Origin of the sequence: Variovorax sp. 3319, assembly GCF_031456585.1 — a bacterium.
GTDB classification, from domain to species: Bacteria; Pseudomonadota; Gammaproteobacteria; order Burkholderiales; family Burkholderiaceae_C; genus Variovorax; species Variovorax paradoxus_P.
Map to the genome: position 1 here is coordinate 154,438 of NZ_JAVDUZ010000007.1, position 19,918 is coordinate 174,355.

The window sequence follows — 19,918 nt, forward strand, 5'->3', positions numbered from 1 at the left end:
CGGCCGATTATCTCGGCGGAAAAACGTGCAGCTGGGCGTAATAAAGCAGCATCACTGTCTTGGCATCGGCAATGCGTCCGTCCGCCACCATGGCCAGCGCCTCGTCGATGCCGAGTTCGAGCACCTCGATGTCCTCGCCTTCCTCAGCCAGGCCGCCGCCGTTGCCGACGCGCATCGAGGCTTCGTACCCGGCAATGAAGAAGTGCAGTTTCTCGGTCACCGAGCCTGGGCTCATGAAGGCTTCGAAGATCTTCTGCACCGCGCCGAGCCGCAGGCCCAGTTCTTCTTCCACCTCGGCGCGAATGCGCTCTTCGGGCGCCGCGTTGTCGAGCAGCCCCGCGGCGGCTTCGATCAGCAGGTCGTCGTGGCCGTTGACGAAGGCCGGGTAGCGGAACTGCCGCGTCAGCAGCACCGTGCGCCGGGCAAGGTTGTAGGGCAGCAGCGTGGCGCCGTTGCCGCGGTCATAGGTTTCGCGATGCATGCGCTGCCACTCGCCGTCGTTGCGCCGCCAGTCGAAGGCGGTGGTCTTCAGCGTGTACCAGTTGTCGGAAAGCAAGGTGACTTCGTGCACCCGGACGCGGTCTTGTAGGGTCATGGCGCGGAGCTTATGCGCAGATTCGTGCAAAAACAAGAAAATTCGTGCAATCTGCGTTGTGGCCGGATACGATCGGACGATGCTCACCCGCCAGCGCAAACAACACATCCTCTCGGTCTTGCAGCGCGACGGCAACGTCGTTGCTAAGTCGCTCAGCGAGGAGCTTGCGCTGTCTGAAGACACCATCCGCCGCGACCTGCGCGAACTTGCCGCCGAGGGCCTGCTGCAGCGCGTGCACGGCGGTGCCCTGCCGCTCGCCAGGGCCGAGGCCGACTTTGCAGGCCGCCTGCAATTGGCCACCGCCGAGAAAGTGGCCATTGGCCGCGCCGCCGCCCGCCTGGTGCAGCCGGGGCAGGTGGTGTTCATCGACGGCGGCACCACGGCCGTGCAGATGGCGCGGCACTTGCCCAGGAACCTGCGCGCCAGCGTGGTGACGCACAGCCCCTCGGTGGCGGTCGAGCTGGTCGGCCACGCCGGCATCGAGGTGGTGCTGGTCGGCGGGCGGCTTTTCAGGCATTCGATGGTGGCGGTGGGCGCCGCCGCCATGGACGCCATCTCGCGCGTGCATGCCGACACCTGCTTTCTGGGCGTGACCGGCGTGCATGCCAGGGCGGGACTGACCACCGGCGATGACGAAGAGGCCGCGATCAAGCGCGCGCTCATGGCGGCCGCGGCCGAGACGGTGGTGCTGGCTTCGTCGGAAAAAATCGGGGCGGCTTCGGCTTGGGTGATCAACCCTGTTTCGGCCGCCACCAGTCTTCTGGTGTCTCCGGAAGCGCCGGCCTCCGCGCTGGCGGACCTGCGCAAGGCGGGGCTTGCCATCTTGCGCAGCGACGGCGCCTGACGGGCGCGTTTACGCCTGATTCGCCCCTTGCCGGCGGGACTGCGGCGGGCCCTCGATAATCGGGGGATGCCCGCCATGCCCCGTTTTTCGCCCCGCACCCTCGGCATTGGTGCGGCCGTGGTCACCGTGCTGGTCTGGACCGCTTTCATCGTGATCGCCCGAGCCTCGGCCGGACGCTCGCTCACACCTTTCGACCTGGCCCTGGCCCGCATCTGCGGCGCCAGCATGGTGCTGGTCCCGTGGGGCGCCTGGCTGGTCATGAAGGGCCGTGGCCGTTCCGGGGGAGGCGCCGTCTCGTCGCTGTTCGGCCTTTCGCCGCTCTCGCTGCGGGTGACCGCCACCGCCGGCGTCTTCGGTGGCCTGGCCTACGCCATGCTTGCCTACAGCGGCTTCTTCTTTGCGCCCGCGGGCCACGCCTCGGTGCTGATGCCGGGCAGCCTGCCGCTGTGGACCACGCTGCTTGCGGCCCTGGTGCTGCGCGACCGCATCACGCCGGGCCGTGCGTTCGGCTTGGCGCTGATCGTTGCCGGCGACCTCATGGTCGGCGGGCGCAGCCTGCTGCACGCCTTCGAGGGCGGCGAGGTCTGGAAGGGCGACCTGCTCTTCATGGGCGCGGCCTTCTGCTGGGCCTGCTACAGCGTGGTGGCGCGCCGCCATGGGCTCGACGCGGTGCGCGCGACCATCGCTATTACCGTGTTCGCGCTGTTGACCTATGTGCCCGTGTACAGCCTGCTCGTCGCAGGCGGCGCGGTCGTGAGCCACATCGGTTCTGCGCCGTGGGGCGAAGTGGCGTTCCAGATGGTGTTCCAGGGCATCGGCTCGGTGGTGATCTCGGGCATTACCTTCACCAGGATGATTCAATATTTCGGGCCGGTGCGCAGCACCATGATCACGGCATTGGTGCCGGGCCTCTCGGCCTTCGGCGCGGTGATCTGGCTGGACGAGCCGCTGTACTGGAACCTGGTGGCCGGCCTGCTGCTGGTGACCGCCGGCATCCTGTTCGGCGTGCAGAAGGCCGCCGCGGGGCGCAATGCCGCAATACCCGCGGTGCCGGCCGCCGCAGCCATGGGGCGCCGCGATGCATAAGCTCCTGGCCTTCGACACCAGCACCGAGCACCTGTCGGTCGCGGTGCGCCACGGCGAGCGCCTGTTCACGCACAGCGGCGCCGGCGGCGCGCAGGCGTCGGGCACGCTGATTCCGCTCATCCTGCAATTGCTGACGGATGCGGGGCTCGAACTGGCCGCGCTCGACGCCATTGCCTTCGGCCGCGGACCGGGTTCGTTTACGGGCTTGCGCACCGCCTGCTCGGTGGCACAGGGCCTGGCCTTCGGCTCCGGCGTGCCGCTGTTGCCTGTCGATACCCTGCTGGCCGTGGCCGAAGAGGCGCGCCATGCCTTCGGCGCCCGCCAGGTGGTCGCGGTGCTCGATGCGCGCATGGACCAGCTGTATGCCGCCCGCTACGACTTCGAAGGCGGCGGCGAACTGGGCGCGCCGCAGGGCAACGACGACGAGCCGCTGCTGCTCGCCCCAGAAGCGCTGGAAGTGCCCCCCGGCTGGTCGCTCGCCGGCAATGCCTTTGCCGCCTACGGGCCGCGCCTGGCACCGGCCGCCGCACGCCACGAGGTGCTGCCGACCGCCACCGCCATGCTCAGGCTCGCGCCGGCGCTGCTTGCTGCCGGACGCACGGTGGATGCGGCACATGCCTGGCCGCTGTATGTTCGCGATAAAGTGGCGCAAACCACGCAGGAGCGTGCCGCCATCAAGGCGGCCGCAGTTGCGAATTTGCCGGTGACCAACCCATGAGTGCCGTTCTTCAACCCGTCGAAGCCCGCCTCGAACCGCTCACCATCGAGCGGCTCGATGCAGTCTGCGCGGTGGAGCAGACGGCCTACAGCCACCCCTGGACGCGCGCGAACTTCATCGATTCGATGGCCGTCGGCTACCACTGCCAGTGCCTGCTTGCGCCGGTGTCGCTGCCGCACCTGGCCACGCCAGTTACCACCCTCGGCGAAACGCTCATCGGGTATTTCGTGGCCATGAAAGGCGTCGATGAGGTGCATCTGCTCAACATCACCGTGGCGCCGGCTTTCCAGCGCCAGGGCTGGGCTCCGTTGATGCTCGAGGCGCTGACCGGTTGGTCGCGCGGCGAAGGCGCGCAATGGCTGTGGCTCGAGGTGCGCGAAAGCAACCGGCGCGCGCTCGACATCTATGTGCGCCAGGGGTTCCGCAGTGTGGGCGTGCGCAAGGGCTATTACCCGGCGCATGAAGGCAAGCGCGAAGACGCCGTGGTCATGAGCCTGAGATTGAACGAAACAGGCTCCGCCTGGGGAGCCTTGCGATGAGTGCAGTGCAGACATTGAAGCTCGATGCGCGCCAACGCGCGATGCTTGACGAAATGGGCGTGAAGGTCTGGTGGCCGATGCCCGAGGCCTTCGACGCGCCTCCTGCCGCCGCGGAGACCAAAGCGGTTGCCGCGGAGCCACCGCCTGTCGATGAGCGCGAGCCGTACGCCGCGCCGGCGTCCCCGGCGCCGATGGCCCCCTTGGCTTCGCCCGCGCAGTCACCGGCCGCGCAGTCACCGGCCGCGCGGTCGGCGGCGGCGCAACCGCCTGCCGCGCGCCCCGTTGCCGCGCCGCTCGTCCACGGCGCCGCAGTGCTTGTCGAAACACCCCGCCGCCTCTATGCCGAAGCCGGCACCGGGCCGGCACAAGGCGGCTGGCTGGTCGTCGCCGACATGCCGCCCGAAGCCGACGGCCGCCACGGCGAGCCATTTGCAGGCGATGCCGGCAAGCTTCTCGACAACATGCTGCGCGCCCTCAAGCTGAACGACGGCAGGACGCCGGTGCACCTGATGCGCACGCACCGCGGCGTGGCCGCAGGACAGCCCGGCAGCCCGCGACCCATTGCCGAAGCCTTCGACGAACACGCCGCCGCATTGGCGCCGGCCCTGGTGCTTGCCATGGGGCCGCTGGCCGCGCAAAGCCTTATGCAAAGCGCAGATCCCCTCGGAAAATTGCGTGGCCGGGCCGTGCCGCTGCCCTCGGTCAACGGCGTGCCCGTGGTGGCCACCTATCACCCGGCGTACCTGCTGCGAAACCCCGCCGACAAGGCGCGCGCCTGGGCCGACTTGTGCCTGGCTGCCGAACAGCAAACGCCATCGAATCAGGCGGTGGCCGGCGGTCCGTAAAATCGGGCCCCATGACTTTCCTCGACAAGCTGGCCACCGCACAGCAAAAAAACGGTTCGTTGCTCTGCGTGGGGCTCGATCCGGAGCCAGCCAAGTTCCCGGGGCAACTCAAGGGCGATGCCAGCCGCATCTATGACTTCTGCGCGCGCATCGTCGATGCGACCGCCGATCTGGTCATTGCATTCAAACCGCAGATTGCCTACTTTGCGGCCCACCGTGCCGAAGCCCAGCTGGAGCAGCTGATGGAGCACATGCGCCGCAATGCGCCCCATGTGCCCGTCATCCTGGACGCCAAGCGGGGCGACATCGGCTCTACCGCCGAGCAGTACGCCATCGAGGCTTTCGAGCGCTACGGCGCCGATGCGGTCACGCTGTCGCCCTTCATGGGTTTCGACTCCGTTGCGCCGTACCTGAAGCACGAAGGCAAGGGCGCCTTCCTGTTGTGCCGCACCAGCAACCCCGGTGGCTCCGACCTGCAGGGCCAGCGCCTGGCCGACATCGAGGGCCAGCCCTTTCTGTACGAGCACGTTGCCAAGCTCGCGCAAGGCCCGTGGAACCTCAATGGACAACTCGGCCTCGTGGTGGGGGCCACCTACCCCGCAGAGATCGAACGCGTGCGCGAACTCGCGCCCACGGTGCCGCTGCTGATTCCGGGTGTCGGCGCACAGGGCGGCGATGCGGTGGCAACGGTGCGTGCGGGCTGGCGCGCCGATGCGCCGATCATCGTGAACTCGTCGCGCGCCATCATCTATGCCTCGTCCGGCGACGACTTTGCCGCCGCCGCGAAGAACGCCGCGCGCATGACGCGCGATGCTCTCGAAGCCGCAAAGCCCTGAGCTTCAGGCCCTGCGCAGGCGCGTGAACGCTTCGAACTCCCAGTTCCGCATGCCCAGGAGCAGCGTGTAGCCCTCGCGGTCCTTGGCCGAGAGCTTCTGGTCCGTCTGGTGCTGCTGCGCAAAGTCTTGCGCCACGCGCTGCAGGCGCTCCAGGAACGCCGGCGCCAGCGACCGGCTGATCGAGCCGTGCACCAGCAGTAGTCCCTCGGCCGGGCCATCGAAGCCGCCGCGGTAGTAGTCGAGCACCACGTTCTCGCGAAAGAACTCCATCACCGGGCCATGCGGCCGCCAGCGGAAGGTCTTGGCCAGCTTGAGCCGGTAGCGGTTGAGCGGCCGCAGTTCGATGATGCCGATGCGGTCCAGCTGCGCCAGAAAGCTGATGCACTCCGCTTCGCTGATGCGGTATGAGGCCACGATCTGCTCCAGCGTCCACTGGCTCAGCACGCTGATGGCCACCAGCAGCAGCTTCTTGTCCTTGACCACCGCCCTTTCCTGCTCCTGCGTGAGCTCTTTCAGCAGCGGCTGGGCGTCGGCCACGCGGCGGGCCAGCTCGGCAAAGTCGATCTTCAGTGCGCGGCAGATCGCGTCGACGCGCGACAGCGGCATGTCGCTCTTGGCCAGCATGCGCTTCACGCTGGATTCCGCCATGTCGAGCGACCGCGCCAGGTCGGCGTAGGTCATGCGGGCGCTCTTGAGTTCGTTCTTGAGGGCTTGGACAAGGTCGACGGTAGTGCTCATGAAAGGTGGCTTGTGCGGGGAGGGGTATCGAAAAAGGATACCGAAAGGTGTGAATTAATACCTCGTATCGATTCTCGATGCCTACAGAGAGGCTGGCAACTAAATTCCGCGGCTCGTACCACCCAACCAACGAGGCCCGCCATGTTCCTGCCCACTCTCAGCCGCCGCGAACGCGGGCTGCTCTTCGCATTTGCGCTGCTTGCGCTGATCGCTCTGTTCGGCCCCGCGCTGCCTGCGGCCGACGTGGCAATTGCCTCGGTGTTTGCCGACGACCGGGTCTGGCACGGCCTGCCCAACGCAATGGACGTGCTGAGCAACCTGCCTTTCCTGCTGATCGGCTGCTGGGGCTTGTACCGGCTCAACCGGATCGACCGGGCCCACCAGCAGGCGCTGGCGCAGTTTCCGCTGGCGCCGCCGGCCAGCGACCCGCCGGACAACACGCTCGACTGCGCCTGGCTGTTCTTCGCGGGCCTGATCGCCACCGCTGCGGGCTCGGCCTTCTATCACCTGCTGCCGGAGGCTCCCCGGCTCGCGGCAGACCGCGCCGGCATGGCGGTGGCCTTTGCGGGGCTGATCGGCATGGCCGTCTGCGAGCGCGTGAGCCAGCGCGCCGGCTGGCCGGCGGCGTGGTTCGTGCTGACTGCGGGGCTGTTGGCGGCAGAGTTGGTGCAGGAAACCGGCAACGTACTGCCCTGGGCCCTCGTGCAGTTTGGCGGCATGGCCCTGGTGCTGACGCTTGCGCTGGCCACGCCGATGCGCTGTGCGGTCGGCCTCAAACTGGGCTGGGTGATCTTGTTCTACGCCGTCGCCAAGGCTTTCGAGCTGGCGGACCACCAGGTCTACGAGGCCTCCGGCCACCTGATTTCGGGCCATAGCCTCAAGCACCTGGTGGCGGCGCTGGCGGGCCTGCCTGTGCTGGCCGCACTCCGGAAGCTCGATGTGAGCTGGCGCGGGACCCTGCTGCGGCACAATCCTGACGCAGCCGTCGTAACGGCCTGAGGAGAATTCTTCGAATGACAACCCCCGCCGCTGCTGCGACTGCCGCCACCGCGCCCCACGAGGCGAACGCGCACGCCAACCAGTTCGCGCTTCTCAAGCAGCGGCGTTTCGCGCCTTTCTTCTGGACGCAGTTCGCGGGCGCGGCGAACGACAACCTCTTCAAATTCGCCTTCACCGTGATGGTGACCTACCAGCTCCAGCTGAGCTGGATGCCGCCGGCCATGGCGGGCCTGGTGATCGGGGCGCTGTTCATCCTGCCGTTCTTGTTGTTCTCGGCAACGGCCGGGCAGCTCACCGACAAGTTCGACAAGACGAAGATCATTCGCTTTGTGAAGAACTTCGAGATTGCGATCATGCTGATTGCAGCCTGGGGCTTCGTGCGCGCAGATGCGGTGGTACTGCTGGGCTGCGTGTTTCTGATGGGCCTGCATTCCACGCTGTTCGGCCCGGTCAAGTTTGCCTACTTGCCGCAGGTGCTCGATGCGCGCGAACTCACGGGCGGCAACGGCATGGTCGAGATGGGCACGTTCGTCGCCATCCTGCTCGGGCAGGTGGCGGGCGGGCTGCTGGTGGCGTTGCCGCAAGTCGGCCACACCACGGTGGCGGTGGCCTGCGTGCTGCTGGCATTGGTCGGGCGCGGCGTGGCGCAGGCGATTCCGCGGGCGCCCGCCACCGACCCGGGGCTGGTGATCAACTGGAACCCGGTCAGCGAGACGTGGCGCAACCTCAAGCTGGCGCACGGCAATATCGTGGTGTTCCGCTCGCTGCTGGGCATTTCATGGATGTGGTTCTTCGGTGCCGTCTTCCTGAGCCAGTTCCCGAGCTTCGCGAAAGAAGTGCTGCACGGCGACGAGCAGGTGGCCTCGTTGCTGCTGGTGGTGTTTTCTGTGGGCATTGGCGTGGGCTCGCTGCTGTGCGAAACGCTGAGCCGCCGGCAGGTCGAAATTGGCCTGGTGCCGCTGGGTGCCATCGGCATGAGCGTGTTTGCCATCGATCTGTACTTTGCGTCGCGCGGTCTGCCGCCGGTGGCCGTCATGGGCCTCGGGGCCTTTGTGAGCCAGGCCGCGCATTGGCGCGTGATGGCCGACCTGGCGCTGCTGTCGCTCTTTGCGGGGTTGTACAGCGTGCCCATGTACGCGCTGATCCAATTGCGCAGCCAGCCCACGCACCGCGCGCGCATCATTGCGGCCAACAACATTCTCAATGCGCTGTTCATGATCGGCAGTTCGGTCATCGCGGGTGCGCTGCTTGGCGCCGGCTTCACCATTCCGCAGATCTTCCTGTTTACCGGCATTGCCAACGCGGTGGTGGCGTTCTATATCTTCATGCTGGTGCCGGAGTACCTGCTGCGCTTCATTGCGTGGATGCTGTCGCACTTCGTCTATCGCTTCGAGATCAAGGGCGACGAGCACATTCCGACCGAAGGCGCGGCGGTGCTGGTGTGCAACCACGTGAGCTTCATCGACGCCATCCTGCTGATGGCCGCAAGCCCGCGGCCGATTCGCTTCATCATGGACCACCGGATCTTCAAGGTGCCGGTGCTCGGCTGGCTGTTCAAGCTGGCCAAGGCGATTCCGATCGCGCCGCAAAAAGAAGACCCGGCCGCCTATGAAGCCGCCTTTGCCAAGGCGCTGCAGGTTCTGCGCGAAGGCGACCTGCTGGCTATCTTTCCCGAAGGCGCCATCACCCGCGACGGCAAGCTGCAGCCTTTCAAGGGCGGCGTGATGAAGATCATCGAAAGCGCACGCGCCGAAGGCATCGAACCGCCGGTGATTCCCATGGCGCTGAACAACCTCTGGGGCTCGTACTTCAGCCGCATCGAGCTGCGGGGTGGCCAGAACGTGGCCATGGCAAAGCCCTTTCGCCGTGGCTTCTTCAGCCGCGTGGGGCTCAACGTCGGCCATGCCGTGCCGCCGGTCGAAGTGCAGCCGGAGGCGCTGCAGCAGCGCGTGAGCGGATTGCTGGCAACCACCTGACGTCCTGAAGCCAGGCCTCGTCGGCGCGCAAGGCGCTGGAAAGTATCTTTCTGGGATACCAGTAGCGGCTCAAACCAGAACTGGTTGAAGCATTTGATCCTCGCGGTGCGGGAGCGAACCATCATTCGCTCACCTTCACTACGCCGCGAGGCATTCATGCAAACCTTCCCTTCCACCACCGTTTCGATCCAGCGCGATACGCGGGCCTGGCAGCTCCAGGTCTGGGCTTCTTTCGCGATTGCCGTGTTCCTGTGCGCCACCGGCTTGAGCTGGCTGCCAGGGGAGGCGCTGGACCGTGCGTTCATGGTGATGGGCTATGTGTTCTGCCTGAGCACCGCCTTCATGCTGGCCAAGTTCATTCGCGACAACCAGCATGCGGACGGCGGCGGCACCGCAAGCCGCGACGTGCCGATGTGGCGCATGGTGGTCTGGGGAAGCTTCTTCACGGCCATGGGCCTTACGGGCTGGGGCTTGATCCGTATGGAGATCAACGACGCCTACAAGGCCTTCCTGGGCGTGAGCTGGCTGTTCCTGATCAGCTCGGCTTTCACGCTGGCCAAGACGCTGCGCGACCGCCACGAAGCCGACCTTGTCGAAGCGCGCCTGCAAGGCCGCCGTGCCGCTCGCCAGGAAGCCGCCGTCGCCGGCTCGGCTGAGTGAGGGCGGCACCTTCACTTTGCTTGATTTACATCTCAACCCACGAAAGACCGTCATGAAAAAGTCGATTGCTGCTCTTCTTGTCGCTGCCAGCACCGTGTTCGGCGGTGCAGTGCTTCCCCTTCATGCCCAGGCCCAGAGCCAGGCTTCCGAGGCTTCGGGCGCACTGTCGCTGTTGCCCGTGGCCTCGGTGGTGGGTGCTGCTTCAGCCGCCGGCGCTTCGGCTACCGCGGTGGTCGCGGTGCCGGCGGCGATCTCGGTGGGCGGCTCGATGCTCACCGTGGTTGCAGTCGAGGCCTCGGCCGACGGAACTGTCTACGTGCTGGAGCGCGCGTCGGATGGCGCCCGTGCCAGCGTCAAGGTAGTGGGCCGCGCCGCCAACGGCGTGTCTGCCTCCGTCGGCACGGGTGTGCTGGTCAGCGTGATCGGTACCGGCATCGTGTTGTCGGCCGCAGGCGAGGTGCTGGCCTTTGTGCCCAATGCCATCGGCCGCGCCCTGTTGCACAACGAGAGGCTGTCATGAGGCGCGCGCTCTTTCCTGTGCTCTTTGCGCTTGCGGCGGCCCTGCCGCTGCAAGCGCAAGCCGGCCGCTCCTGCGAGCAGGCCAAGCCGACGGCCGAGTTGATCATCAAGGGCATGCAGCTGGCCGAGCGCACCTCGCAGCAGCTGGATGCGAGCGGCGCCCGCGTCGTGCTGCTGGCCCGGGCCGGGCAAGACCTGGGCAAGTACGGCCTGCGCTATTCGCATCTGGGCATTGCCTACAAGACCGAGCAAGGCCCGTGGCGCGTGGTGCACAAGCTCAACCAGTGCGGCACGGCCGTGGCCGCGGTCTACCGGCAGGGGCTCGGCGAGTTTTTTCTTGACGACCTGTGGCGCTACGAGGCGGCCTGGGTGGTGCCAACCGCGCCTGTGCAAGCGCAACTCCTGGCTGCGCTGCAGGAGCCGCCGCCCCGCATCGTGCGGCTGAATGTGGCGCCCTACAGCATCGTGAGCTACGTGTGGGGGCAGAAGTACCAGCAGTCGAACCAGTGGGCCGTCGAGACGCTGGCCGCGGCGATGGAGCCGGCCACCATCGCCAACCGGGGGCAGGCCCAGGCGTGGATGCAGTTCAAGGGCTACGAGCCGACGACGCTCCGGCTTGGCCCGCTCACGCGCCTGGGCGGCCGTGTGGGGTCGGCCAACGTGGCGTTCGACGATCACCCGAATGACAAGCGCTTTTCGGACCGCATCGAAACGGTCACTGTCGATTCGGTATTTGCATGGCTGCCGCGCGCGGGGCTGGGTGCTGCGCCTGTGGCGTTCAAGCTGTAGTTGCAAGCCGGGCGTTCGCGCTTCGAAAAGAAAACGAGGAAAAAAGAAATGAGCAAGTCATTGCGACTGTCTGAAAAGTGGTTTCGCCGCGGCCTGTGGCTGGTGGCCCTGGTGTTCGCGAGCTTCCTGATCGGGCTTGGCGGCACCATCGTGGGCGACTTGCCGCAGGTCGAGCGGGCGCTGCAGCTGGACGACTTCATCGACCGTGCCGCGGCCGAGCCGCTGCGCAACACCATCAAGGCGGCGGAGCAAACCGAGCTCGTCGCAACACGCGAGCTCGAGCAGGTTCGCCTGCAGCTCACTGCCGCACAGCAGGCCAGCGCCAACGCCCGCGAGACCTTTGCCAACTGGATAGCCACGCGGCGCGCCACCGCGCAGCCCGACCAGGACACGGAACTCATTGCGCGCACCAAGGCGCTCGATGCCTTCAAGCAAAAGGAAGACGAGGTTCAACAGCAGGTGAATGCGCAACGCCAGATCGTGCTCGATGCGCGGCAGGGCGAGCAGCGCGCGCGCCAATCGCTGGCGGTGCTGGAGCGCGACGCGCAGGAGAAGCTCGAGGCCGAGTACCGCCGCGTCGAACTGCGCGTGTTCGGCTACAGGCTTGCGCTGACGCTGCCCCTGCTGGTGGTGGCGGGCTGGCTCTTCGTCAAAAAGCGCAAAGGCACGTATTGGCCGTTTGTGTGGGGCTTCATCTTCTTTGCGGTGTTCGCTTTTTTCGTCGAGCTGGTGCCCTACATGCCCAGCTATGGCGGCTACGTGCGCTACGTGGTGGGTATCCTGGCCACGGTGCTTGTGGGGCGCTATGCCATCGTCGCGCTCAACAGCTACCTTGCGCGCCAGAAGCTCGCCGAGCAGCAGCCCGACCAGGTGCGGCGCGAAGAGCTCAGCTACGACACCGCGCTCACGCGGCTCGGCAAGAACGTGTGCCCAGGATGCGAGCGGCCGGTGGACCTTAAGAACAACGAGATCGACTTCTGCCCGCATTGCGGCATTGGCCTGTTCGACCATTGCGAGCAATGCGAAACCCGCAAAAGTGCGTTTTCGAAGTTCTGCCACGCCTGCGGTACCTCCGCCGCGCCGCCGACGGCGCCTGCATCCGAAGGGGAGTCTGCGAAATCGTTCACATCCGGCGTGGCGGTTCGGCCCGCGGTTTAGCGGGAGCGCTGCGGGGCCGTGCTACAACGTCCGGCGCGTCACAACTGTGGCCGCGGGTTTTCAGTTCTCAACATCGACGGAGCACACGCATGAGCATTTTCGGCAGCATTCTTTCCAAGATTTTCCCGTCCGCAAACGCCGCCACCGCGCCCGCTGCTCCGGCAGCCCCGGCGTCCGCAGGCGCACCCGCTGCAGCCGCACCGCCGGCGGCCATTACCGTGGTGGACGTCGAGGCCCTGCTCGACGGCATGCCCGGTGCGAGCAGCCTGAACTGGCGCACCTCCATCGTCGACCTGATGAAGCTGCTTGGCCTGGACAGCAGCCTCGATGCGCGCAAGCAGCTCGCAGCCGAGCTCAGCTACGGCGCCGACACCAGCGACAGCGCCAAGATGAACATCTGGCTGCATCGCCAGGTCATGACCAAGCTGGCCGCCAATGGCGGCAAGGTTCCGGCCGAACTGCGCGACTGATCGGCTGGTCGCCAACCTGTAAAAAAGCCCGGCACGCCGGGCTTTTTTTTCAGGTCCAGCCGGCATCCACCACGAAGTCTTGCGCGGTGCACATCCTCGAATCGTCCGCGGCAAGAAAAAGCGTCATTGCGGCAATGTCTTCGGCCATCACGCGGCCCGGCAGGCACTGGGCTGCATCGATCTCGGCTCCCGATTCGGGCTTGACCCACAGCTTGATCTGCCGCTCGGTCATGACCCAGCCCGGCACGATCGAATTGACGCGGATGTTCTCCTTGCCCAAGTCTCGCGCCAGCGACCGCGTGAGCCCGCGCGCGGCGGCCTTGCAGGCCTGGTAGACGGGATAGCCGCGGCCCTTGATCATCCAGCTGATCGAGCCGAAGTTGATGATCGAGCCACCGCCCAGCGCGCGCATGTCGTCTGCAACGGCCTGCGCGGCGAAGAACTGGTGCTTGAAGTTGACCGCCACCAGGCGGTCGAAATCTTCGCTTGTGACGTCGGCCATTTCATGGCGGCGGTCATTGGCCGCGTTGTTCAGCAGCACGCCAATGGGGCCGAACTGCGCGCGCACCGCGGCAATGGCGGCAGCAAGCGCTGCGGTGTCGGTCACGTCGCATTCGCAGAACAGCACCGGATTGCCGCCCTGGAGCTGGGCCGCGAGTGCTCGGCCCGCTGCGGCGTCGAGGTCGCAGAAACCGACCCTGGCGCCCTGGGCGTGAAAAGCCCGCACAAGCCCTTCGCCGATGCCTGTGGCGCCGCCCGAGATGAACACGGTGCGGCCGGCAAGCGAGGGGTAGCGGGCGGTGTATGCGGAAGAAGGTGAAGAAGAGGCGGTGGTCATGGCGTTTAGCGTAGCGGATGTACATCGTCGAGCGAATCCGGTTTACTCCTGCATACCTCCGGTGTACGTGGCGTATGGCTTCCGGGATGTGGGCAACGTGCGCCTGCGTGGGTAGGCTTGTCGCCCATGAACATTTCTTACCGTCGCCGCGCGTTGGCCGGCCTTGCCGCCCTCGCGCTTCTTCCCCTGGCCGCTGCTGTGCAGCCCGCGCGCGCGCAGGCGCCAGCGCCCGTTCAACTCTTCAAGCTGGTTTCGCCCAAGGACGAAATCGTCGTTGGCGTAGAGGCGGCGCAACTCGGCGGGGGTTCAGGCCCCGGCGTGCAGCGCCTGGCCGAGTTGCTGGCGGCCAAGGGGCAGCTCACGCTGTGGCAATACGCATCGCAGAAGGACGCGGGCGGCGCGCTGGTTCAGGCGCCGCTGCGCCAGGTGGCGGTGTTCAAGAACGACCTGCTGCGCATCGAGCCGTACACCACGCCGCTTGCCGTCAAGGCGCCAGGCGCAGCAAAGTAGGCGCGCGCGGTTCGACGGTGCCAGTGCGGTGCCTACACACCGCGTGCGCGGTCGGCCTTGAAGCGTGCCCTGAACGTCGTGAAAGTACCCGCTTCGAGCGATTCACGAATTTCGCGCATCAGGTTCAGGTAGTAATGCAGGTTGTGGATGGTGGTAAGCATCGGCCCCAGCATCTCGGCGCAGCGGTCCAGGTGGTGCAGGTACGCGCGGCTGAAGCCCTCGCGTCCACCGTCGTTCCAGCTTACGCCCGAGGTGCCCGCGCAGGCATGGCAGGTGCAGCTCGGGTCGATGGGCTGCGGATCGTTCTTGTGGCGCGCATTGCGCATCTTCAGGTCGCCGAAGCGCGTGAACAGCGTGCCGTTGCGCGCGTTTCGGGTCGGCATCACGCAGTCGAACATGTCGACGCCGTCGGCCACGCCCTGCACCAGGTCCTCGGGCGTGCCCACACCCATCAGGTAGCGCGGCTTGTCGGCCGGCAGCCGGTGCGGCGTGTGGCCCATGATGTGCAGCATTTCTTCCTTGGGCTCGCCCACGCTCACGCCGCCGATGGCGTAGCCCGGAAAGTCCATGTCCACGAGCGCGGCGAGCGATTCTTCGCGCAGGTTCTCGAACATGCCGCCCTGCACGATGCCGAAGAGTGCGTTCGGGTTTTCGAGCCGCGCAAATTCATGCTGGCAGCGCTTGGCCCACCGCAGGCTCAGTTCCATCGAGATGCGTGCCTCGGCTTCGGTCGTGATGTGGCCCTTGGTGTCGTAGGGCGTGCACTCGTCGAACTGCATCACGATGTCGCTGTTCAGGATGGTCTGGATCTGCATCGACACTTCGGGCGTGAGAAACAGCTTGTCGCCGTTGACGGGCGAAGCAAACTTGACGCCCTCTTCGCTGATCTTGCGCATGGCGCCCAGCGACCACACCTGGAAACCGCCCGAGTCGGTGAGGATGGGCTTGTTCCACTTTTCGAACTGGTGCAGCCCGCCGAAGCTCGCCATCACGTCCAGGCCGGGGCGCATCCACAGGTGGAAGGTGTTGCCCAGAATGATCTGCGCGCCCATCTCCTCGAGGCTGCGCGGCATCACGCCCTTGACGGTGCCGTAGGTGCCCACGGGCATGAAGATCGGCGTTTGCACCACGCCATGGTTGAGCGTGAGGGTGGCCCGGCGCGCGTGGCTGTCGGGGTCGGTCTTGAGAAGTTCGAACTTCAGGCGGGGCAAGGTGGTGTCGGTCATTTCCGGGGGGCGGCGCCGGTGTCCGGCAGCAGCATCAGGATGGTACGGTTGAAGTCCTCGACGGCGAGCAAACGGCCCTGCCGGTCGACGGTGATGCCGGTGGGGCGGCCCATGGGGCGCACGCCGGACTTGGGGTTCCAGCCGGCGAGCCATTCGATCGGCTTGCCGGACGGCAGGCCCCGCGCATCGAGCTTGTAGCCCACGACACGGTGGCCGGGTGCCTGGTGGCCGCGCCATGCAACCAGCAGCTGGCCCGCGAAGCGGCTGTTTGCAGGCCCGGCGATCATCTGCAGCGGCGCGACGTGCGCGGGCCAGAGCATGAGCGGCGCTTCGGTGGCCTTGCAGTCGTGCCGGTTCTCATAGCCGCGCGCAGGCCGGCGGTTGCCGACGCAATAGGGCCATCCGTAGTCGCGCCCGGCCTGCAGGCGGTTCAACTCTTCGAGGGGCTGGCCCACGTCTTCGTAGTCGATGGAATTCTCGCCCTGCAGCACGGTGCCCCTGGCTGGGCCATCCGGGAGCACGGTCAATGCCACCGAGTTGCGCAGGCCCGTGGCAAAGGGCTTGAAGCTCTGCAGCTTGTGGTCCGGCCCGGAGAGCACCGCTTCGTACACGGTGGCGCGGGGCTTGGGCCCTGCTAAATCGGGGCAGGGCACCGGGTACTGCTTCGCCGCATCGCGGCATGCATCCGAATCGGAGCCGACGTTCACGTAAAGACGGCCGCCCGGTCCGAACGCGAGTTCCTTGAGCGGGTGCGTACCGTCGCCCGGCAGCCCATCGATCACCGTTTCGCGCTGCAGTGCGCCGCCGGGCGCGGGAATCGGCGTGCGCCAGACCGTGCCCGATTCGCCGATGTAGATCTTGCCGTCGGGTCCGGCAACGAGCCCCAGGGGCCGGTCGAGTTGCTCGGCCAGCACGCTGAAGCGCGCGCGCCGCGGCGCAGGGCCTTCGGCGGGCAACACCATCTCTAGCAAGCGGCCGCGGCGGGGCTCCCACGAGCCCATGTCGACCACCCAGTAGCGGCCTGGCGCCACCTCGAGGATGCGACGGGGCGCACGCAGGCCCTGCGCCTCATCGGCCAGCAGCGCGACACAGGTGCCCGCGGGGCTGCCGATGTCGAGCCGCGCGTAGTCGGCGCACAGCCCCTGCGGCGTGTAGCCGCGCGCATGGCCGGCCGTCGGCAGCAGCATCGCGCATCCGAGCGCGGACAGCCAGAGGCGAAGGTCGCCGGTCTTCATGCGGCTGAGCGCGCCAGCAGCATGGCGTCGCCGTAGCTGAAGAAGCGGTAGCGGTGCGCAATGGCGTGGGCATACAGCGCCATCACGCGCTCGTAGCCCGCAAAGGCCGAGACCAGCATCATCAGCGTGCTCTTCGGCAGATGGAAGTTGGTGACCAGCAGGTCCACGTGCTCGAAGGCGAAGCCGGGCGTGATGAAGATGCGCGTGTCGCCGCTGACCTCACCGCTCTTGGCCCACGACTCGAGCGTGCGCACGGTGGTGGTGCCGACGGCGACCACACGGCCGCCGCGCGGCTTGCACTCGGCAATTGCGCGCTGCGTGGCTTCAGGCACCTCGTAGCGCTCGGCGTGCATGGTGTGCTCGGCGATGTTCTCGGTCTTTACCGGTTGGAAAGTGCCGGCGCCCACGTGCAGCGTGACGTTGGCGCGCTGCACGCCGCGCGCTTCGAGCTCGTCCAGCAGCGCTTCGTCGAAGTGCAGCGCAGCCGTTGGTGCGGCCACGGCGCCGGGCACGCGCGCGAACACGGTCTGGTAGCGGCTCTCGTCGTCGGCTGAGTCGGTATGGGTGATGTAGGGCGGCAGCGGCACGTGTCCGCAGCGGGCCATCAGCGCATAGGGGTCTTCGCCGGCGTCGCTTTCAAAACCGAACCGGAACAGTGCGCCATCTTCCTCCGGCCAGCGGCCCAGCAGCGTGGCGCGAAAGCCGCCCACCATCTGCAGCGTGGTGCCCACCGGCGGCTTCTTGCTGACCTTCATGTGCGCAACCACCTCGTGGCCCTGCAGCACGCGCTCGACCAGCAGTTCGAGCTTGCCCCCGGTCGGCTTCTCGCCGAAAAGGCGCGCCTTGACCACGCGCGTGTCGTTGAAGACCAGCAGGTCGCCCGCCCGCAGCAATGAAGGCAGGCTCTTGAAGATGCGGTCGGCCGGCTCGCTGCCGGTGCCGTCGAGCAGACGGGAAGAAGTGCGTTCGGTGGCCGGATGCTGCGCCACCAGTTCGGGGGGCAGGACGAAGTCGAAATCGGAAAGCGTGAAGGCGCGCATGATGCTTGAGGGCCGGACGGGCCCGTGCCAAGGAGGCGTGGGAAGGAGAAAAAGGCGGAGAGCGGCGATTCTCCCATGGCCCGGAATCACAGGCGCCGCCCGGGGTTGCCGAGGCAGAATCGACGCATGGTCGATTCCTCTGTCGCGCGTGTCACGCCGCCCCCTGCTCCTCCTTCCGAAGGCGAGCTCTTCAAGAAGATCCTGGGCGGTGCCTGGATGGGCCTGCACCCCGACATCCGTCGGCGCTTCGACAAGAACCCTTTGCCGGGCAAGGCGCTGCATTACCTGGGCGCGCTCAGCGAACTGCGCTGCTCGCGCTTCGGCAAGCTGCTGGGGCACCTCACTCAGCCGATGATCCATGGTGCGCTGATCCCCTACAGCGACAGCCACTTCCCGGTCGAAATCCAGGTCTACGCCAGGCCCGGCGACTCGGCCATCTACAAGCAGCGCATCTACCGCTTGCACGGGCGCCAACCTATCCAGTTCACCAGCTTCATGCGCGAGAGCGAAGGTGGCGAGGTGTTGGAGTACGTGGGCATGGGGCTGGGCATGAAGCTGGCGCTGAGCGTGGAAGCCAATGGCAGCCTGCATTTCCAGAGCGATGGCTATTTCTGGGAACTTTTCGGCTGGCGCATTCCGCTGCCGGGCCTGTTCACACCTGGCAAGACTTTCCTCTGGCACCACAACGAGACGCCCGAGCGTTTCAACATCCGCATCGAGATTCGCCACTGCCTCATGGGCACCACTTTCACGCAGGTCGGCGTGTTCGAAGAAGTGGCGCAGCCGCGGGTGGTGGCCGCATGATCGACACGCAACTGCTGGCCCTTCAGCTCATGGCGGTGCAGGGCGCCCTGGGCGCCTTCGACACGCTCTATCACCACGAAGGCACAGAAGCCCTGCCGCGCCGCGGCACGGCAGGGCGCGAGCTGGCGATTCACGCCACGCGTTCGTCGATTTATTGCGCGCTGTTCCTCGGGCTGTCGGCGTGGGCCTGGCACGGCGCGTGGGCGTGGGTGCTGCTCGCAGTGTTCGCTATCGAGATCGTGCTCACGCTGTGGGACTTCGTGGTCGAAGACGGCAGCCGCCTGCTGCCGCCCACCGAACGCGTCACCCATACGGTGCTGGCCATCAATGCCGGCGCATTCATCGCGCTGTTGGGGATGAGCGCGGTCGACTGGGCAGCACAACCGACCGCGATGGTGTGGCAGCCGCACGGCTGGCTCAGCGCCTTCCTGGCGCTGTGCGGCGTGGGCGTCGGCATCTCGGGCCTGCGCGACGGCTTTGCGGCGCGCGCGCTGTTCAAGCAACAGAAGCAGGCGCAGGCGCGCGACGCCGAGGCACCGGTGCACTTCGGCACGAAGCCACAGCAGGTGCTGATAACGGGCGGCACCGGCTTCATCGGCCAGATCCTCGTGCGCCACCTGCTGGCCGATGGCCACGCGGTAACGCTGTGGACGCGCGACGCGCGCGCCGCCGCCTGGGGCTTCGGCGGCGCGGTGCGCTGCGTGGAGTCGCTCGAACAGATTCCTGTGGCGGACGCCATCGATGTCATCGTCAACCTTGCGGGCGCGCGCATCCTCGGCCAGCGCTGGAGTGCGCGGCGCCAGCAGCAGCTGCTGCAAAGCCGCGAAGGCCTGACACAGCAGCTTGTCGCGTGGATTGCAGCGCGCCCTCGTAAGCCGCGGCTGCTGCTCTCGGGCTCCGCCATCGGCTACTACGGCGTGCAGCCGCAGGGCGACGCCACCGAACTCACCGAAGACGCGCCGCCGCAAGGCATCTTCATGTCGACACTGTGCCAGCGCTGGGAGCAGGCAGCCCACGCTGCCTTGCCGCACGGCGTTCGCGTGGCCTGCCTGCGCTTCGGCTTCGTATTGGGACACCAGGGCTCGCTGCCGCAGCTGCTGATGCCGGTTCAACTCGGCATGGGCGGGCGCCTGGGCAGCGGACGGCAATGGCTCTCGTGGGTGCACGTGCACGACCTGATTCGCGCCATCGCGCACGTATGGACCATGACCGAATCTGCCACTGGCCACGTCGCCGCGCAGGCCTTCAACGTTACCGCGCCTGGCACGCTGGGCCAAGAGGCCTTCACCCGCATCGCGGCCAACGTGTTGAATCGCCCCTGCTGGCTGCCCACGCCCGCCGCGCCCGTGAAGTGGTTGCTCGGCGAGCAGGCGGACCTGCTGCTCGAAGGCCAGCGCGTAGTGCCGGCGCGGCTGCTGCGCACCGGCTTTCAGTTCATGTTTCCGGATGCCCGCAGCGCCTTGACGGACCTTTGCCGTCCACGCTAGAAGCCT

At 66.9% G+C, this 19,918-nt stretch carries 22 protein-coding genes; 16 read left to right on the forward strand and 6 right to left on the reverse strand.

The window, feature by feature from the left end; all coding sequences use genetic code 11:
• Positions 1-7 precede the first annotated feature (7 nt).
• Entirely contained in the window at positions 8-595 is a 588-nt protein-coding gene (locus J2X67_RS15735) for a GDP-mannose pyrophosphatase (protein ID WP_309954221.1), read from the reverse strand.
• A gap of 79 nt (positions 596-674) precedes the next feature.
• Between J2X67_RS15735 and J2X67_RS15740 the strand changes: the two genes are divergently transcribed.
• The 6 genes from J2X67_RS15740 to pyrF all read left to right on the forward strand — a co-directional run bounded on the left by J2X67_RS15740 (position 675) and on the right by pyrF (position 5,463).
• Positions 675-1,439 carry a DeoR/GlpR family DNA-binding transcription regulator gene (locus J2X67_RS15740; protein WP_309954222.1) on the forward strand — a complete coding sequence of 255 codons (765 nt, stop codon included), beginning with the start codon at positions 675-677 and terminating at the stop codon, positions 1,437-1,439.
• Positions 1,440-1,505: 66 nt separating this feature from the next.
• Positions 1,506-2,525 carry a DMT family transporter gene (locus J2X67_RS15745; RefSeq protein WP_309954223.1) on the forward strand — a complete coding sequence of 340 codons (1,020 nt, stop codon included), beginning with the start codon at positions 1,506-1,508 and terminating at the stop codon, positions 2,523-2,525.
• On the forward strand, positions 2,518-3,243 hold the full coding sequence (gene tsaB, locus J2X67_RS15750; RefSeq protein ID WP_309954224.1) for a tRNA (adenosine(37)-N6)-threonylcarbamoyltransferase complex dimerization subunit type 1 TsaB: 726 nt from the start codon (positions 2,518-2,520) through the stop codon (positions 3,241-3,243). The genes J2X67_RS15745 and tsaB overlap by 8 nt, the downstream gene beginning before the upstream one ends.
• On the forward strand, positions 3,240-3,782 hold the full coding sequence (gene rimI / locus J2X67_RS15755; RefSeq protein WP_309954225.1) for a ribosomal protein S18-alanine N-acetyltransferase: 543 nt from the start codon (positions 3,240-3,242) through the stop codon (positions 3,780-3,782). The genes tsaB and rimI overlap by 4 nt, the downstream gene beginning before the upstream one ends.
• Positions 3,779-4,627, forward strand: a complete 849-nt coding sequence (locus tag J2X67_RS15760) for a uracil-DNA glycosylase family protein (RefSeq protein ID WP_309954226.1) — start codon at positions 3,779-3,781, stop codon at positions 4,625-4,627. Before rimI ends, J2X67_RS15760 begins: the two co-directional genes overlap by 4 nt.
• A gap of 11 nt (positions 4,628-4,638) precedes the next feature.
• Positions 4,639-5,463 carry an orotidine-5'-phosphate decarboxylase gene (gene pyrF, locus J2X67_RS15765; RefSeq protein ID WP_309954227.1) on the forward strand — a complete coding sequence of 275 codons (825 nt, stop codon included), beginning with the start codon at positions 4,639-4,641 and terminating at the stop codon, positions 5,461-5,463.
• A gap of 3 nt (positions 5,464-5,466) precedes the next feature.
• Here pyrF and J2X67_RS15770 read toward each other — a convergent pair whose 3' ends face one another.
• Positions 5,467-6,201, reverse strand: coding sequence for a helix-turn-helix transcriptional regulator (locus tag J2X67_RS15770; protein ID WP_309954228.1), 735 nt, complete (start codon positions 6,199-6,201; stop codon positions 5,467-5,469).
• Between the two features lie 141 nt (positions 6,202-6,342).
• On the opposite strand from J2X67_RS15770, the gene J2X67_RS15775 reads away from it, so the two are divergent.
• The 7 genes from J2X67_RS15775 (at position 6,343) to J2X67_RS15805 (ending at position 12,772) form a co-directional block, all read left to right on the forward strand.
• Positions 6,343-7,200 carry a hypothetical protein gene (locus J2X67_RS15775; RefSeq protein WP_309954229.1) on the forward strand — a complete coding sequence of 286 codons (858 nt, stop codon included), beginning with the start codon at positions 6,343-6,345 and terminating at the stop codon, positions 7,198-7,200.
• Between the two features lie 14 nt (positions 7,201-7,214).
• Positions 7,215-9,176 carry an MFS transporter gene (locus J2X67_RS15780; protein WP_309954230.1) on the forward strand — a complete coding sequence of 654 codons (1,962 nt, stop codon included), beginning with the start codon at positions 7,215-7,217 and terminating at the stop codon, positions 9,174-9,176.
• A gap of 156 nt (positions 9,177-9,332) precedes the next feature.
• Positions 9,333-9,836 carry a YiaA/YiaB family inner membrane protein gene (locus J2X67_RS15785; RefSeq protein WP_309954231.1) on the forward strand — a complete coding sequence of 168 codons (504 nt, stop codon included), beginning with the start codon at positions 9,333-9,335 and terminating at the stop codon, positions 9,834-9,836.
• A gap of 52 nt (positions 9,837-9,888) precedes the next feature.
• Positions 9,889-10,356, forward strand: coding sequence for a hypothetical protein (locus J2X67_RS15790; RefSeq protein WP_309954232.1), 468 nt, complete (start codon positions 9,889-9,891; stop codon positions 10,354-10,356).
• Positions 10,353-11,144 carry a DUF2145 domain-containing protein gene (locus J2X67_RS15795; RefSeq protein WP_309954233.1) on the forward strand — a complete coding sequence of 264 codons (792 nt, stop codon included), beginning with the start codon at positions 10,353-10,355 and terminating at the stop codon, positions 11,142-11,144. The genes J2X67_RS15790 and J2X67_RS15795 overlap by 4 nt, the downstream gene beginning before the upstream one ends.
• Before the next feature lie 48 nt (positions 11,145-11,192).
• On the forward strand, positions 11,193-12,302 hold the full coding sequence (locus tag J2X67_RS15800; protein WP_309954234.1) for a serine endopeptidase: 1,110 nt from the start codon (positions 11,193-11,195) through the stop codon (positions 12,300-12,302).
• 89 nt (positions 12,303-12,391) lie between these two features.
• Positions 12,392-12,772 (forward strand): DUF3597 domain-containing protein, encoded by a 381-nt coding sequence (locus tag J2X67_RS15805; protein ID WP_309954235.1) that lies wholly within the window; start codon positions 12,392-12,394, stop codon positions 12,770-12,772.
• A 49-nt stretch (positions 12,773-12,821) separates the two neighbouring features.
• Here the strand turns inward: J2X67_RS15805 and J2X67_RS15810 are convergent, their stop codons facing one another.
• Positions 12,822-13,610 carry an SDR family oxidoreductase gene (locus tag J2X67_RS15810; protein WP_309954236.1) on the reverse strand — a complete coding sequence of 263 codons (789 nt, stop codon included), beginning with the start codon at positions 13,608-13,610 and terminating at the stop codon, positions 12,822-12,824.
• A gap of 126 nt (positions 13,611-13,736) precedes the next feature.
• Between J2X67_RS15810 and J2X67_RS15815 the strand changes: the two genes are divergently transcribed.
• Complete coding sequence (locus J2X67_RS15815; protein ID WP_309954237.1) at positions 13,737-14,120, forward strand: hypothetical protein; 384 nt, start codon at positions 13,737-13,739, stop codon at positions 14,118-14,120.
• A 32-nt stretch (positions 14,121-14,152) separates the two neighbouring features.
• Here the strand turns inward: J2X67_RS15815 and tgt are convergent, their stop codons facing one another.
• From tgt to queA, 3 genes are read right to left on the reverse strand one after another with little or no spacing between them, the layout of a single operon-like run.
• A complete protein-coding gene (gene tgt, locus J2X67_RS15820) occupies positions 14,153-15,346 on the reverse strand; it encodes a tRNA guanosine(34) transglycosylase Tgt (protein WP_309954238.1) in 1,194 nt (397 codons plus the stop codon).
• Positions 15,343-16,581, reverse strand: a complete 1,239-nt coding sequence (locus J2X67_RS15825) for a PQQ-dependent sugar dehydrogenase (RefSeq protein ID WP_309954239.1) — start codon at positions 16,579-16,581, stop codon at positions 15,343-15,345. Before J2X67_RS15825 ends, tgt begins: the two co-directional genes overlap by 4 nt.
• Entirely contained in the window at positions 16,578-17,621 is a 1,044-nt protein-coding gene (gene queA, locus J2X67_RS15830) for a tRNA preQ1(34) S-adenosylmethionine ribosyltransferase-isomerase QueA (protein WP_309954240.1), read from the reverse strand. Before queA ends, J2X67_RS15825 begins: the two co-directional genes overlap by 4 nt.
• A 126-nt stretch (positions 17,622-17,747) precedes the next feature.
• Here queA and J2X67_RS15835 point away from each other — a divergent pair, with 126 nt between their 5' ends.
• Together J2X67_RS15835 and J2X67_RS15840 are read left to right on the forward strand one after the other, a co-directional pair.
• Positions 17,748-18,425: a DUF4166 domain-containing protein gene (locus J2X67_RS15835; protein ID WP_309954241.1), complete on the forward strand. Its 678-nt coding sequence runs from the start codon at positions 17,748-17,750 to the stop codon at positions 18,423-18,425.
• Positions 18,422-19,912, forward strand: coding sequence for a TIGR01777 family oxidoreductase (locus J2X67_RS15840; RefSeq protein WP_309954242.1), 1,491 nt, complete (start codon positions 18,422-18,424; stop codon positions 19,910-19,912). The genes J2X67_RS15835 and J2X67_RS15840 overlap by 4 nt, the downstream gene beginning before the upstream one ends.
• Positions 19,913-19,918 lie beyond the last annotated feature (6 nt).

Excerpts from the sequence above, each read along its gene's own strand:
- J2X67_RS15795 (WP_309954233.1), top strand. The coding sequence starts at position 10,353 with ATGAGGCGCGCGCTCTTTCCTGTGCTCTTTGCGCTTGCGGCGGCCCTG.
- J2X67_RS15840 (WP_309954242.1), top strand. The coding sequence starts at position 18,422 with ATGATCGACACGCAACTGCTGGCCCTTCAGCTCATGGCGGTGCAGGGC.
- J2X67_RS15810 (WP_309954236.1), bottom strand. The coding sequence starts at position 13,610 with ATGACCACCGCCTCTTCTTCACCTTCTTCCGCATACACCGCCCGCTAC.
- J2X67_RS15815 (WP_309954237.1), top strand. The coding sequence starts at position 13,737 with ATGAACATTTCTTACCGTCGCCGCGCGTTGGCCGGCCTTGCCGCCCTC.
- J2X67_RS15775 (WP_309954229.1), top strand. The coding sequence starts at position 6,343 with ATGTTCCTGCCCACTCTCAGCCGCCGCGAACGCGGGCTGCTCTTCGCA.
- J2X67_RS15835 (WP_309954241.1), top strand. The coding sequence starts at position 17,748 with ATGGTCGATTCCTCTGTCGCGCGTGTCACGCCGCCCCCTGCTCCTCCT.
- J2X67_RS15745 (WP_309954223.1), top strand. The coding sequence starts at position 1,506 with ATGCCCGCCATGCCCCGTTTTTCGCCCCGCACCCTCGGCATTGGTGCG.
- J2X67_RS15825 (WP_309954239.1), bottom strand. The coding sequence starts at position 16,581 with ATGAAGACCGGCGACCTTCGCCTCTGGCTGTCCGCGCTCGGATGCGCG.
- J2X67_RS15780 (WP_309954230.1), top strand. The coding sequence starts at position 7,215 with ATGACAACCCCCGCCGCTGCTGCGACTGCCGCCACCGCGCCCCACGAG.
- J2X67_RS15805 (WP_309954235.1), top strand. The coding sequence starts at position 12,392 with ATGAGCATTTTCGGCAGCATTCTTTCCAAGATTTTCCCGTCCGCAAAC.
- J2X67_RS15785 (WP_309954231.1), top strand. The coding sequence starts at position 9,333 with ATGCAAACCTTCCCTTCCACCACCGTTTCGATCCAGCGCGATACGCGG.
- tsaB (WP_309954224.1), top strand. The coding sequence starts at position 2,518 with ATGCATAAGCTCCTGGCCTTCGACACCAGCACCGAGCACCTGTCGGTC.
- J2X67_RS15800 (WP_309954234.1), top strand. The coding sequence starts at position 11,193 with ATGAGCAAGTCATTGCGACTGTCTGAAAAGTGGTTTCGCCGCGGCCTG.
- J2X67_RS15760 (WP_309954226.1), top strand. The coding sequence starts at position 3,779 with ATGAGTGCAGTGCAGACATTGAAGCTCGATGCGCGCCAACGCGCGATG.
- J2X67_RS15790 (WP_309954232.1), top strand. The coding sequence starts at position 9,889 with ATGAAAAAGTCGATTGCTGCTCTTCTTGTCGCTGCCAGCACCGTGTTC.
- J2X67_RS15735 (WP_309954221.1), bottom strand. The coding sequence starts at position 595 with ATGACCCTACAAGACCGCGTCCGGGTGCACGAAGTCACCTTGCTTTCC.
- pyrF (WP_309954227.1), top strand. The coding sequence starts at position 4,639 with ATGACTTTCCTCGACAAGCTGGCCACCGCACAGCAAAAAAACGGTTCG.
- rimI (WP_309954225.1), top strand. The coding sequence starts at position 3,240 with ATGAGTGCCGTTCTTCAACCCGTCGAAGCCCGCCTCGAACCGCTCACC.
- queA (WP_309954240.1), bottom strand. The coding sequence starts at position 17,621 with ATGCGCGCCTTCACGCTTTCCGATTTCGACTTCGTCCTGCCCCCCGAA.
- J2X67_RS15770 (WP_309954228.1), bottom strand. The coding sequence starts at position 6,201 with ATGAGCACTACCGTCGACCTTGTCCAAGCCCTCAAGAACGAACTCAAG.
- J2X67_RS15740 (WP_309954222.1), top strand. The coding sequence starts at position 675 with ATGCTCACCCGCCAGCGCAAACAACACATCCTCTCGGTCTTGCAGCGC.
- tgt (WP_309954238.1), bottom strand. The coding sequence starts at position 15,346 with ATGACCGACACCACCTTGCCCCGCCTGAAGTTCGAACTTCTCAAGACC.